The organism is Kitasatospora sp. NPDC041988 (assembly GCF_055588525.1).
Window position 1 is genome coordinate 66,985 of sequence record NZ_JBVJCO010000017.1, and the last position, 13,235, is coordinate 80,219.

Annotated in this window: 9 protein-coding genes; 5 read left to right on the plus strand and 4 right to left on the minus strand. The window is 72.5% G+C overall.

All coding sequences use genetic code 11. The annotated features are described in order from the left end of the window. Positions 1-99 precede the first annotated feature (99 nt). The 3 genes from ACZ6NC_RS18855 to ACZ6NC_RS18865 all read right to left on the minus strand — a co-directional run bounded on the left by ACZ6NC_RS18855 (position 100) and on the right by ACZ6NC_RS18865 (position 6,094). Complete coding sequence (locus tag ACZ6NC_RS18855) at positions 100-3,849, minus strand: multifunctional oxoglutarate decarboxylase/oxoglutarate dehydrogenase thiamine pyrophosphate-binding subunit/dihydrolipoyllysine-residue succinyltransferase subunit (RefSeq protein ID WP_465734111.1); 3,750 nt, start codon at positions 3,847-3,849, stop codon at positions 100-102. Positions 3,850-4,128: 279 nt separating this feature from the next. Then, on the minus strand, positions 4,129-5,259 hold the full coding sequence (locus ACZ6NC_RS18860) for a sensor histidine kinase (RefSeq protein WP_465734113.1): 1,131 nt from the start codon (positions 5,257-5,259) through the stop codon (positions 4,129-4,131). A gap of 97 nt (positions 5,260-5,356) precedes the next feature. Then, positions 5,357-6,094: a response regulator transcription factor gene (locus ACZ6NC_RS18865; protein WP_209411241.1), complete on the minus strand. Its 738-nt coding sequence runs from the start codon at positions 6,092-6,094 to the stop codon at positions 5,357-5,359. Positions 6,095-6,652: 558 nt separating this feature from the next. On the opposite strand from ACZ6NC_RS18865, the gene ACZ6NC_RS18870 reads away from it, so the two are divergent. The 5 genes from ACZ6NC_RS18870 (at position 6,653) to ACZ6NC_RS18890 (ending at position 12,126) form a co-directional block, all read left to right on the plus strand. Continuing rightward, positions 6,653-7,423, plus strand: coding sequence for a rhomboid-like protein (locus ACZ6NC_RS18870; protein WP_465734115.1), 771 nt, complete (start codon positions 6,653-6,655; stop codon positions 7,421-7,423). A 153-nt stretch (positions 7,424-7,576) separates the two neighbouring features. Continuing rightward, the gene (gene lon, locus ACZ6NC_RS18875; RefSeq protein WP_465734117.1) at positions 7,577-9,970 is read left to right on the plus strand and encodes an endopeptidase La; all 2,394 of its coding nucleotides are present in this window, start codon (positions 7,577-7,579) and stop codon (positions 9,968-9,970) included. 57 nt (positions 9,971-10,027) lie between these two features. Continuing rightward, positions 10,028-10,222 carry a hypothetical protein gene (locus ACZ6NC_RS18880; protein WP_465734119.1) on the plus strand — a complete coding sequence of 65 codons (195 nt, stop codon included), beginning with the start codon at positions 10,028-10,030 and terminating at the stop codon, positions 10,220-10,222. A gap of 32 nt (positions 10,223-10,254) precedes the next feature. Then, positions 10,255-10,776 (plus strand): GtrA family protein, encoded by a 522-nt coding sequence (locus ACZ6NC_RS18885; protein ID WP_465734121.1) that lies wholly within the window; start codon positions 10,255-10,257, stop codon positions 10,774-10,776. 135 nt (positions 10,777-10,911) lie between these two features. Continuing rightward, positions 10,912-12,126: an ROK family protein gene (locus ACZ6NC_RS18890; RefSeq protein ID WP_465734123.1), complete on the plus strand. Its 1,215-nt coding sequence runs from the start codon at positions 10,912-10,914 to the stop codon at positions 12,124-12,126. Positions 12,127-12,147: 21 nt separating this feature from the next. Here ACZ6NC_RS18890 and ACZ6NC_RS18895 read toward each other — a convergent pair whose 3' ends face one another. Continuing rightward, positions 12,148-13,191 (minus strand): ABC transporter permease, encoded by a 1,044-nt coding sequence (locus ACZ6NC_RS18895; RefSeq protein ID WP_465734125.1) that lies wholly within the window; start codon positions 13,189-13,191, stop codon positions 12,148-12,150. Positions 13,192-13,235: the final 44 nt, after the last annotated feature.

The window sequence follows — 13,235 nt, forward strand, 5'->3', positions numbered from 1 at the left end:
TCCCCCGTCCCCCCCCCCCCCCCCCCCCCCCCCCCCCCCCCCCCCCCCCCCCCCCCCCCCCCCCCCCCCCCCCGGGGCCGTGATCGGGACGCCGGGGCGTCAGATCGTGAAGATCTCCTCCAGCAGTGCCTGCTGCTCGGCGGCGTGCCGCTTGGCCGAGCCGACCGCCGGGGCCGAGGAGGCCGTGCGGGCGACGCGGCGCAGCCGCGAGCCGTTGGCGCTGCGGCCGATGACGACCTGCAGGTGGTCGACCAGGTTCATCGCGATGAACGGCCAGGCACCCTGGTTGGCCGGCTCCTCCTGCGCCCAGACGAACTGGACGTTGTCGCCGTACTTGGCCAGCTCCTCCTGGAGCTCGGCCACCGGCAGCGGGTAGAGCCGCTCGACCCGGACGATCGCGGTGTCGGTGACGCCGCGCTCGGTGCGGGCCGCCTCCACGTCGTAGTAGAACTTGCCGGCGGTGATGACGACCTTGCGGACGTTCGCCGGGTCGACGGTGGTGTCACCGATGACCGGGCGGAACGAGCCGGACAGGAACTCCTCGGTCGCACTCGCCGCGGCCTTCAGACGCAGCATCGACTTCGGGGTGAAGACGACCAGCGGCTTGTGGTGCGGGTTGTGCGCCTGCCAGCGCAGCAGGTGGAAGTAGTTCGACGGCAGGGTCGGCATGGCGACCGTCATGTTGTTCTGCGCGCACAGCTGGAGGAAGCGCTCCGGGCGGGAGGACGAGTGGTCCGGTCCCTGGCCCTCGTAGCCGTGCGGCAGCAGCAGGGTGACGCCGGAGTGCTGGCCCCACTTCTGCTCGGCGGAGGCGATGTACTCGTCCACCACCGTCTGGGCGCCGTTGACGAAGTCGCCGAACTGCGCCTCCCACATGACCAGCGAGTTCGGGCGGGTCAGCGAGTAGCCGTACTCGAAGCCCATCGCCGCGTACTCGGACAGCAGGCTGTCGTACACGGTGTAGCGGGCCTGGTCCTCGGTCAGGTACAGCAGCGGGGTGTAGTCCTCGCCGGAGACCCGGTCGATCAGGACGGCGTGCCGCTGGCCGAAGGTGCCGCGGCGGCTGTCCTGGCCGGCCAGGCGGACCGGGTGGCCCTCCATCAGCAGCGAGCCGATGGCGAGGGTCTCGCCCATCGCCCAGTCGATGGTGTTGTCCTCGACCGAGGCGGCGCGGCGCTGCAGCTGCGGCAGCAGGCGCGGGTGGACGGTCAGCCAGTCCGGCAGGTTGACCTGCGAGGCGGCGATCCGCTTGACCATCTCCTGGGAGATGCCGGTCTGGATGTTGACCGGGAAGTCGGCCTGCGGCTTGCCGTTGGCGGCCGGGGCCGGCGTCTGGGCGGCGTCGCGGACCTCGGCGAAGACCTTCTCCAGCTGGCCCTGGAAGTCCTGGAGCGCCTGCTCCGCCTCTTCCATGGTGATGTCACCGCGACCGATCAGGCCCTCGGTGTACAGCTTGCGCACCGAGCGCTTCTTGTCGATCAGGTCGTACATCAGCGGCTGGGTGAACGACGGGTTGTCGGCCTCGTTGTGACCGCGGCGGCGGTAGCAGATGAGGTCGATCACGACGTCCTTGTGGAACGCCTGGCGGAACTCGAAGGCGAGCCGCGCGACGCGGACCACGGCCTCCGGGTCGTCGCCGTTCACGTGGAAGATCGGGGCCTCGATCATCCGGGCGACGTCGGTGCAGTACATCGAGGAGCGCGAGGACGCCGGGGCGGCGGTGAAGCCGACCTGGTTGTTCACCACGACGTGCACGGTGCCGCCGGTGCGGTAGCCGCGCAGCTGCGACATGTTCAGGGTCTCCGCGACGACGCCCTGGCCGGCGAAGGCCGCGTCACCGTGGATCTGGATCGGCAGCACCGGGAAGGTCGTGCCGCCCTGGTCCAGGATGTCCTGCTTGGCGCGGGCGATGCCCTCGACGACCGGGTCCACGGCCTCCAGGTGGGAGGGGTTCGCGGCGAGCGAGACCTTGATGGTCTCGCCGTCCAGGCCGGTGAAGGTGCCCTCGGAGCCGAGGTGGTACTTCACGTCGCCGGAGCCGTGCATCGACTTCGGGTCGAGGTTGCCCTCGAACTCGCCGAAGATCTTGCCGTACGGCTTGCCGACGATGTTGGCCAGCACGTTGAGGCGGCCGCGGTGGGCCATGCCGATGACGGCCTCGTCCAGGCGGTGCTCGGCCGCCGAGTCGATGGTGGCGTCCAGCAGCGGGATGAGGGACTCGCCGCCCTCCAGCGAGAAGCGCTTCTGCCCGACGTACTTGGTCTGCAGGAAGGTCTCGAAGGCCTCGGCCGAGTTCAGCCGGCGCAGGATGCGCAGCTGCTCCTCGCGCTCCGGCTTGGTGTACGGCTTCTCCAGGCGCTCCTGCAGCCACTTGCGCTGCGTCGGGTCCTGGATGTGCATGTACTCGATGCCGACGGTGCGGCAGTACGTGTTGCGCAGCAGGCCGAGGATGTCGCGGAGCTTCATCATCCGCTGGCCGCCGAAGCCGCCGACCGCGAACTCGCGCTCCAGGTCCCACAGGGTGAGGCCGTGCGTGGTGACGTCCAGGTCGGGGTGCTTGCGCTGCTTGTACTCCAGCGGGTCGGTGTCGGCCATGAGGTGGCCGCGGACCCGGTAGGAGTGGATCAGCTCGATGACGCGCGCGGTCTTGTTGACCTCGTCGTCGTGCGTGGTCGCCACGTCGGTGGCCCAGCGGACCGGCTCGTACGGGATCCGCAGCGACTCGAAGATCTCGTCGTAGAAGCCGTTCTCGCCGAGCAGCAGACGGTGGATCTCGCGCAGGAACTCGCCGGACGCCGCGCCCTGGATGACGCGGTGGTCGTAGGTCGAGGTCAGCGTCATGATCTTGGAGACGCCCAGGCGGGAGAGGGTCTCCGGGGCGGAGCCCTGGAACTCGGCCGGGTACTCCATGGCGCCGACGCCGACGATGGTGCCCTGGTTCTGCATCAGGCGCGGCACGGAGTGCACGGTGCCGATGCCGCCGGGGTTGGTCAGCGAGACCGTGACGCCGGTGAAGTCGTCCATGGTCAGCTTGTTGGCGCGGGCCCGGCGGACGATGTCCTCGTAGGCCTGCCAGAAGCCGAAGAAGTCGAGCGTCTCGGCCTTCTTGATGGCCGCGACGACGAGCTGGCGGTCGCCGTTGGGCTTCACCAGGTCGATGGCCAGGCCCAGGTTCACGTGCTCGGGCTTGACCAGGTACGACTTGCCGTCCTTCACCTGGTAGCTGTGGTTCATGCCCGGCGAGGCCTTGATGGCCTGGACCAGGGCGTAACCGATCAGGTGCGTGAAGGAGACCTTGCCACCGCGGGCGCGCTGCAGGTGGTTGTTGATGACAATGCGGTTGTCGATCAGCAGCTTGGCGGGCACCGCGCGGACGGACGTCGCGGTCGGCACCTCCAGCGAGGCGTCCATGTTGGTGGCGACGGCCTTGGCCGGGCCGCGGAGCTGGATCAGCTCGGGGCCGGTCCCGTCGGCCGGCGCGGCCGGAGTCGGGGCGGCGGCCTTGGGCGCCGGGGGCGCGGCGGGGGCTGCGGCGAGCGGCGCGGGTGCCGGGGCCGCGGGGGCCGCTGGCGCGGCCGGTGCGGCGGGGGCGGGCGCGGCCGGAGCGGCAGCGGCGGGCGCGGGGGCGGCAACGGTGGTCGGCGTGGGGCCGACCTGGGTCGCGGCCTGGGTCACTGGGGTCACCTCGGTACCGGGCTTGTAGTCGGCGAAAAAGTCCCACCAGGCTCGGTCGACCGAGTTCGGGTCCTGGAGGTACTGCTGGTAGATCTCGTCGACGAGCCACTCATTGGGGCCGAAGCCAGTGGAGCTTGCCGAGCTGTTGGGGGTTTCTTGGGACTGTGGCGACACGGCGGCAACCGCCCTCTTCCGCTTCCTTTTGGGATGTTTGGACAGCGGGGATTAAGGCTACGCCCCTGACCAGTGATCGCGCAGTCCCCAGGGCTCAGGCGTCGCCCAGATCACAGTCCTGACCTGCAGTTTGGCTGAAAATGTGCGTTAGAAAGCCGGTTGGGATGGGAAGCGATCATGCCCGATCGACCCCCATATCAGGGTAAAACCGGACATAATCGCTTCCCAAGATCCGTATACGTCTGTGTCGGTTCTGTGACATGAAGGTCCGGACCACGCTCAGCGCGGGCCGGGCAGCCGTACCTCGATCCGGCAGCCCCGGGCGGCCTCGGCCACCTCGATCCGCCCGCCGTGCAGGTCCACCGCCCAGCGGGCGATGGCCAGCCCCAGGCCGGTGCCGCCGTCGGAGCCGGGCCCCTGCGCGGTGGCGGTGCCACTGCGGCTGAACCGCTCGAAGACCCGGCTGCGGTCGGCCGGCGGGATGCCGGGCCCCTCGTCCTCGACCTCCAGCAGGAGCCCGCCGGGCCCCTCCCCGGGCCGGGCGCGGACCGTGACGGTGCCGCCGGGCGGGGAGTGCTTGCAGGCGTTGTCGACCAGGTTGGCGACCACCTGGTGGAGCCGCTCCGGGTCCGCCACGCCGGTCAGCCCGGCCGGGCTGACCTCCAGGGCCAGCCGGACGTCCCCGCGCCGGGAGAACGCCCCGCCGGCCGTCGCGCCGTCCACGGTGACCCCGCGCAGCACGCCGTCCAGGAACTCGCGCACCTCGAAGGAGCGGGCGTCCAGGTCGACCACGCCGTCGTCGATCTTGGAGAGGTCGAGCAGGTGGGTGACCAGCCGGCCGAGCCGTTCGGTCTGCTCCAGTGCGGCACCCAGGGTCGCCGGGTTCGGCTGGACCACGCCGTCGACCACGTTCTCCAGCACGGCGCGCAGTGCGGCGATGGGCGTGCGCAGCTCGTGCGAGACATTGGCGACCAGCTCGCGGCGGTGCCGGTCGGCGGCCTCCAGATCGGCCGCCATGTGGTTGAAGGTGGCCGCGAGCTCGCCGATCTCGTCGCGCGAGTTCACCTCGACCCGGCGGCTGTAGTCGCCGGAGGTCATCGCGCGGGCGGCGGCGGTCATGTCGCGCAGCGGGGCGGTCAGCCCGTGCGCGAGGAACTGCATGAAGAGCAGTGACGCGATCATCGAGAAGATCATGATGATCCGGATCTGCGTCTCGGAACGGATCGCCACGACCACCATGCCGGTGGCCAGGAAGACCGAGACGATCACCAGGAGCGCGAGCTTGCCCTTGATCGAGCGGACCGGGTCGAGCGGCCGGATGTCGGCCCAGACCCGATGGGCGGCGCGGGCGGCCAGTGTGGGCCGCCGGGTGCCGTCGGTGTCCCCGTTGCGTTGCTGTGGAAAGGTCATTGGTCCCCTGTGATCCCCCGCGTGCTGTGATCCGTCAGGTGGCCCGCACGGCGGTTCGGGACACGGGCCCCCCGGAGGCCCGTCGCCCGAGGCGCCGCTACGAGAGCGGGGCTTCCAGCGCGTAGCCGACGCCGTGGACGGTACGGATCCAGCTGGCGCCGATCTTCCGGCGCAGTGCCTTGACGTGGCTGTCGACGGTGCGGGTGCCGGACGCGTCCGTCCAGTCCCACACCTCGGCCAGCAGCTGCTCGCGGGTGAGGACCGCGCGCGGCTGGGCGGCCAGGCAGGCGAGCAGGTCGAACTCGGTCGGCGTCAGGTGGACGTCGCCCGAGGCCAGCCGGACCCGGCGCTGCACGTGGTCGATCTCCAGCTCGCCGAAGCGCAGCGAGCCGAGAGCCGGTGTGCGGGCCGCCTGCTGGGCGCGCTCGACGCGGCGCAGCAGCACGTTGACCCGGGCCGCCAGCTCGCGCATGGAGAAGGGCTTGGTCATGTAGTCGTCGGCACCGACGCCGAGGCCGACCAGGAGGTCCGTCTCGTCGTCGCGCGCGGTCAGCATCAGGACCGGTACCGGGCGTTGGGCCTGGATCCGGCGGCACACCTCTAGGCCGTCGAACCCGGGCAGCATGATGTCGAGCACGACCAGGTCGGGCTGCCAGGTGTGGAACCCGTCGACGGCACCGGGGCCGTCGTGGGCCACGGCGACCTTGAAGCCCTCCGCGCCCAGCCGGGCCGCGATCGACTCGGCGATCGTGGGCTCGTCCTCCACCACCAGCACTCTGCGCTGGCTGCTCACCGTGCCGCCGCTGTTCTGGTTGTCCTGCTGAATTTCTGTCACGGTCACGCCACCGCCCCCAGGGCTGCGGGCCGGCCACCTGTGGGGATGGCGGGGCTCCGCTCGTAGTCTTGTTCCGTCGTGGACTGTGCCGGGTCCGCCGTCCCGTCGAACGTGCGGGGACGGGAGGGCAGGTGTGGACTGCCCACCGTTTCCGCACACTTCGCAGCGTACGGACCGCGGGTGGTTTCCGGCAGGTGGGCCGGACATTTCCGGCCCGTGAGGCGGCTGTCGGGCCGCCATCGGACCCACTCGGGAGTGGGCACGGGCCGATACCTTACCCGGCGATTTTTCACTGTGTGACGGTACGTATGCACACTTGTTGACGCCAAGCCGCCGGTCAGAGCCGCTACTCGTGCGTAAACAGAGGGAAGGTCTGGACCAAGGCCGGCCATCCGGCCATCCGGCCGTCCACCGGTATTCACGGGGTTTTCCCAGCGGACTCCCAGAACCGCGACGTACCGTGGTCACGACAAGATTCACGGGGGTGGGATTTCCGGCGCGCGCCGGTACGTTGGGCATCTGACGGGGCCGGTTGCTGCAGGTCGGAGCGGAGGCGGCATGGCGGGGCTGCGGGAGGGCGCCGGGCAGACCGGACCGCCCTACGGGATGCTGCGGTACGGGCTGCGGGCCGGGGTCGCCGGCTGGCTGCTGGCCCGGGTGCCGACGCCCCGGCGCAACCCCTTCGCGCTCGGCTACCTCGCGGTGGTCGGTGCCACCACCACCTTCGCCAAGCTCGCCGACCCGGACCTGGTGCTGCGCCTCCAGGAGGCGTCCAGCTCGGACGGGCACAACCTGTTGCACCACCCGCTGCGCGCGTTGCTGTTCAGCGGCTTCTGGGTGGCCGGGACGATCTGGATGCCCTACCTCTGGGCGTTCGCCTTCACCGTCGCGCCGCTGGAGCGGCGGGTCGGGTCGGGCCGGGCGGCGGCCGTCTTCGCGATCGGTCACATCACCGCCACGCTGCTCTCCCAGTCGGTGGTGATCGGCGCCGTGGCCACCGGGCGGCTGGAGTCCGCGGCGCTGGACAACCTGGACATCGGCGTCAGCTACGGCGTGCTGGCCAGCCTCGGCGCGCTGGCCGGGCTGCTGAAGCCGCGCGGGCGGCTGCTGGCGCTCGGCGCGGCGGGCCTGCTGGTCGCCGACCAGATCGCCGGCGACCGGGACTTGGTGACCGGGATCGGCCACCCGGCGGCGCTGCTGGCCGGGGTGGCGCTCTGGCGCTGGCTGCGAGGCACCCCCGGCCGCCGCTCGCGCCGACCCGAGCCGGCCGGGGCGGCCCCGGCGTCCGCCCCGCCGTCCCGCGGGGCCGCGCTGCTCGACCGGATGTGACGTCTCCCGGGCGTTTTTGACAGGCCCGCCCGAGGCTCTCCCCCTTCTCCCGCGGGCGCCTTTGTTCGCTCATGGCGAACAGGGGGCCGGGAACATCCGGCGCTCGCAAAACCTTAGTCAGGTCAACTCAACTTGACTGACTGGGGAGAGATCATGGCATCGACGTCCACACCGCTCACCCTGCCCGTGCTGCCGCTCGACGACGAGGTCGTGCTCCCGGGCATGGTCGTCCCGTTGGACCTCAAGGACACCGAGGTGCGGGCCGCGGTCGAGGCCGCGCGCGCCGCGGCCGCCGGTACCGGCAAGCCCCAGGTCCTCCTGGTCCCGCGGGTGGACGGCTCGTACGCGGCGGTCGGCACGCTCGCCACCGTCGAGCAGGTCGGCCGGCTGGCCGACGGCGATCCGGCGGCGCTGGTGCGCGCCGTGCGCCGGGTCCGGATCGGCGTCGGCACCACCGGGCCCGGCGCCGCCCTCTGGGTGGAGACCACGCCGTTCCGGGAGTCCTCGGTCGGCACCCCGGTGGCCGGGCGCGCCGCCGAGCTGGTCAAGGAGTACAAGTCGCTCTCCACCCAGTGGCTGCGCAGGCGCGGCGCCTGGCAGATCGTCGACCGGGTGGCCCAGATCGAGGGCGTCGGCGAGCTGGCCGACAACATCGGCTACGCGTCCTTCGCCACCGCCGAGCAGAAGCTCAAGGTGCTGCTGGAGGCCGACCAGGTGGCCCGCCTGGAGTACGCGCTCACGCTGCTGCGCGACCACCTCGCCGAGGAGGAGGTCAACGACACCATCCGCAAGGACGTCGAGGAGGGCGTGGCCAAGCAGCAGAAGGAGTTCCTGCTCAGGCGCCAGCTGGAGGCCGTCCGCAAGGAGCTGGCCGAGCTGAACGGCGACCCGGCCGACGAGGAGGGCGACTACCGGGCCCGGGTCGAGGCGGCCGACCTGCCCGAGAAGGTCCGCGAGGCGGCCCTCAAGGAGGTCGACAAGCTGGAGCGGGCGTCCGACCAGTCGCCCGAGGGCTCCTGGATCCGGACGTGGCTGGACACCGTCCTGGAGCTGCCCTGGAACGAGCGGACCGAGGACGCCTACGACATCGCCGGCGCCCGCGCCGTACTGGACGCCGACCACTCCGGCCTGGCCGACGTCAAGGACCGCATCGTCGAGTACCTCGCCGTGCGCAAGCGCCGGGCCGACCAGGGGCTCGGCCTGGTGGGGGGCCGGCGCGGAGGCGCGGTGCTGGCGCTGGTCGGCCCGCCCGGCGTCGGCAAGACCTCGCTCGGCGAATCGGTGGCCCGCGCGATGGGCCGCAAGTTCGTCCGGGTGGCGCTCGGCGGCGTCCGGGACGAGGCGGAGATCCGCGGCCACCGGCGCACCTACGTCGGCGCGCTCCCCGGCCGGCTCGTCCGGGCTGTCAAGGAGGCCGGCTCGATGAACCCGGTCGTCCTGCTGGACGAGATCGACAAGGTCGGCTCCGACTACCGGGGCGACCCGGCGGCCGCCCTGCTGGAGGTGCTGGACCCGGCCCAGAACCACACCTTCCGCGACCACTACCTGGAGGTCGAGCTGGACCTCTCCGACGTGGTCTTCCTCGCCACCGCCAACGTGCTGGAGGCCATCCCCGAGCCGCTGCTCGACCGGATGGAGCTGGTCCGCCTGGACGGCTACACCGAGGACGAGAAGGTCGTCATCGCCCGCGACCACCTGTTCCCGCGCCAGCTGGAGAAGGCCGGCCTGAAGGGCGAGGAGGTCGCGGTCGACGAGGAGGCGCTGCGCCGGCTGGCCGGCGAGTACACCCGTGAGGCGGGCGTCCGGAACCTGGAGCGCTCGATCGCGCGAGTGCTGCGCAAGGTCGCCGCGCAGAGCGAGCTGGGCGAGCGGGAGCTGCCCGCCGCGATCGGCGCCGACGACCTGCGCGCCCTGATCGGCCGGCCGCACCACGTCCCCGAGGCGGCCCAGGAGCCGGCCGAGCGGCGCACCGCCGTCCCCGGCGTGGCGACGGGCCTCGCGGTGACGGGCGCCGGCGGCGACGTCCTCTACATCGAGGCCTCGCTCGCCGACGCCGAGACCGGCGGCACCGGGCTCACCCTCACCGGGCAGCTGGGCGACGTGATGAAGGAGTCCGCGCACATCGCGCTCTCCTTCCTCCGCTCGCGCGGTGCCGAGCTGGAGCTGCCGGTCACCTCGCTGCGGGACCGCGGCGTGCACCTGCACGTCCCCGCCGGGGCCGTCCCCAAGGACGGGCCGAGCGCCGGCATCACCATGACGACCGCGCTGGCCTCGCTGCTCTCCGGCCGCAAGGTGCGCACCGACGTGGCGATGACGGGTGAGGTGTCGCTGACCGGGCGGGTGCTGCCGATCGGCGGGGTGAAGCAGAAGCTCCTCGCCGCCGACCGGGCCGGCGTCACCACGGTGATCATCCCCAAGCGGAACGAGGCCGACCTGGACGACGTCCCGGCCGAGGTGCTGGAGCGGCTCACCGTCCACCCGGTCGCGGACGTCCGGGAGGTGCTGAAGCTGGCCCTGGAGCCGGCCGAGGTGCTGGTCGCCGCCTGACGGGCGGCCGGCTGACGGGGTGTGGGATTCTGCGGGCCCCACGCCCCGTCAGGGCTTGTGCGACCACCTCGGTGCTGGACCCCCATTCACTACGCGGAGATCGGCCCGCGCACCGGCGCCGTGGTGCGCACCGAGTACACCGGGGCCGGCTTCCTCTGCGACATGCTCCGGATGGTCGGCTCGATCGCCCCCGGCGGCGTGGTCTACCAAAGGACCACCACCGGGGTGCTGCGGATCACCGCTGACGAGTAGCGGCCCGCGGCCGCCGTGGTCAGACTGCGAAGATGCCGTCCCTCACGCAGCGTGCCCTGGCCAGAGTGCCGGCCAGGTTGCGCCCGTTCCTGGTCAGGCACCGCCGGCTGGTGAAGTTCCTGCTGGTCGGCGGTGCCTGCTTCGGCCTGACCACGGTGCTCAACTTCGCGCTGAAGTTCACCGTGCTGGAGCACAAGCCGGTGGTGGCGCTCACCCTCGCGACCGTGGTCGGCACCGCGGTCTCGTATGTGCTCAACCGCCAGTGGTCCTTCCGGGCAGTCGGCCGCCGCCGCGAGGTGCTGCTGTTCCTGCTGGTCAGCGCGGTGGCGATCGGCGTCAACGTCCTCCCGCTGATCGTCTCGCGCTACCTGCTGGACCTGCGCGAGCCCCGGGTGACGGCCTTCACCGAGGGGGTGGCCGACTTCGTCAGCGGGATGGTCGTGGGCACCTTCATCGCGATGCTGTTCCGCTACTGGGCCATGCAGCGCTGGGTCTTCACCCGCCTCGCCGAACCGGCCGCCACCCCGGTGGAGCAGCCGCAACGCATCTCGTAGGGCGTGACTTGCCCGGCGCGCGCAGGTGCCCGGGCGGGCGCTCCCGGCCCGCCGGGAGCGGGCGGCCGAACGCGGTTACGCTGCAAGCGACCGGCCCCGAAGGCGGGTGCCAGGCAGCCGAGCGGGGTGAGGGCGATGCGCGAGACGGACGGCCTCCGGGCCGGACCCGCCAGCCAGCAGGGCATGCGCCGGGCCAACCTGGCGCTGGTGCTCGGCGTGATCGCGCGCGCCCCGCGCTCCCGGGCCGAGGTGGCCGCCGACACCGGGCTGACCAGGGCGGCCGTCTCCTCGCTCGCCGAGGAGCTGATCGCCGCGGGGCTGGTGGTCGAGGCGGGCCCGGCCGCGCCCAGCGGCAAGGTCGGCCGGCCCGGCACCGCGCTTGGTCTCAACCCCGGGGGGCCGGGCGGCCTCGGTGCCGAGATCGGGGTGGAACACCTCGGCGCCTGCGTGGTCGACCTGCGCGGCGAGGTCCGCGCCTGGCGCCGCCAGGAGATCTGCAACCGGGGTCGGCGGCCCGCCGCCGTCCTGGCCGACCTGGCCGAGCTGCTGCGCGCGGCCACCGTCGAGGCGGGGCTGCGCCCGGCCGGGCTGACGCTGGCCGTGCCCGGGCTGGTCGGCGACGGTGGCGGGGTGCTCCAGCGGGCCGCCAACCTGGGCTGGCAGGACGTTCCGGTCACCGCCGAACTGCGGCACGCACTGCGCGCGGCCGGCGCCGAGCAGCTGGCCGAGCTGCCGATCGACGCCGACAACGAGGCCAACCTGGGCGGGCTCGCCGAACTCTGGCTGGGCGGCGCGCCCGACCACTTCCTGCACGTCTCCGCCGAGGCCGGGGTCGGCGCGGCGATCGTGATCGGCGGTCGGCTGCTGCGCGGGGCCCGCGGTTACGCGGGCGAGCTGGGCCATGTGCCGGTCCGCCCGGACGGGCCGCTCTGCGCGTGCGGGTCGCACGGCTGCCTGGAGCAGTACGCGGGGGAGGCGGCGGTGCTGCGGGCGGCCGGCCTGGAGGGGATCCGCGGCGACTGGGTGGCGCTGCTCGCCGAGCGGGCCCAGGCCGGCGACGAGGAGGTGCGCACGGCGCTGGCCGGGGCCGGCTCGGCGCTGGGCATCGCCTCGGCCGGGGCGGTCAACCTGCTCGACCCGGCCGAGGTGGTGCTGGGCGGCGGCTACGCGCAGCTGGCGCCCTGGCTGTTGCCGGCGATGCGGGCCGAGCTGGCGTTGCGGGTCACCGTCCGCCCCTGGTCGGACGAGCGGCTGACGGTCTCCCGGCTGGGCCGCCGCGGCCCGCTGCTCGGGGCCGCGGTCGGCGTGGTCCGGGCGATCGTCGCCGACCCGGGCCGGCTGGAGGGCTGAACAGGGCTTGTCGGACAAGCCCTACGGGCGAACCAGTTCGCGGCCTCCGCGCGGCCCGCGCAGGACGGCGGCGAAGGTGACGGCGACCCCGACCAGTGCCCAGACCAGCAGCACCAGCAGCGGCATGCCGAGGTTGGTGGCGTCGAAGTAGGCGATCGAGCGGGTCGCGTCCGTCCCGGCGCCGTTGGGGATCCAGGCGCCGATCGCCCGCCAGAACGGCGGCATCAGCGGCGGCGGGAAGACCCCGCCAGCGCTCGGGTTGCCGAGCACCACGAAGATCAGCACCGCGATGCCGATGCCGATGATGTCGAACAGGCACTGCAGCGCCATGGTGAAGGCGCCGACCGCGAAGACCACCAGGGCGCCGACGCCCGCCAGGCCCCAGAACGAGCCGGGCAGCGCGTCCAGGGCCGGGCCGGCGATCACCGCGCCGCCGATGCCGGCCGCGACCGAGTACAGCGCCAGCGTGCCGAGCCGGATCACCGCCCGGTTGGTGTTGGCGGGTTTGGCGCCGGCGCTGACGCCGAGGATCGAGGCGACCAGGTAGCCGCCGACGCACCAGCCGATGACCAGATAGAAGGAGGTGAGGCCGTTGGGGTCGCCCTTGGCCAGCGGCACCACGTCCTCGGTCTTCACCGTCCGGCCCTGGGTCTTGTCCACCGCGGTGACGATCGACTCGGCGGCCTTGGCGGCGGACGGGCCGCGGGCGCCGCCGACCAGCAGGGTGTCCTCGGTGCCGGCGGGGTTGAAGACCCATGCGGCGTAGATCTTCTGGTCCTTGATCCGTGCGGCGGCGGTCGCCGCGTCCGGCGCGGTGACGGCCTTCACGGCGTCGTCCGGCACCGACTCCAGCGCCCCGACCAGCTTGGGGGAGACCTGCGGCGGGGCGACCACCGCGATCGACAGCTCGTGCGGGGTCGGGTGGTGGAGGGCGCCGACGTAGGAGGTGATGAAGCCGAGCTGGAGGAGGAGGACGGCGGTCACCAGCAGCGCCGTGCGCGGGGTGACCGCTCCCTTCAGTTCGGCGACGAGTCCTTGGCTCGGTACCTGCCCTGGGGCGGTCATGCACATCTCCTGGTGTATCAGCCGATAGAGGACAAACGGATACT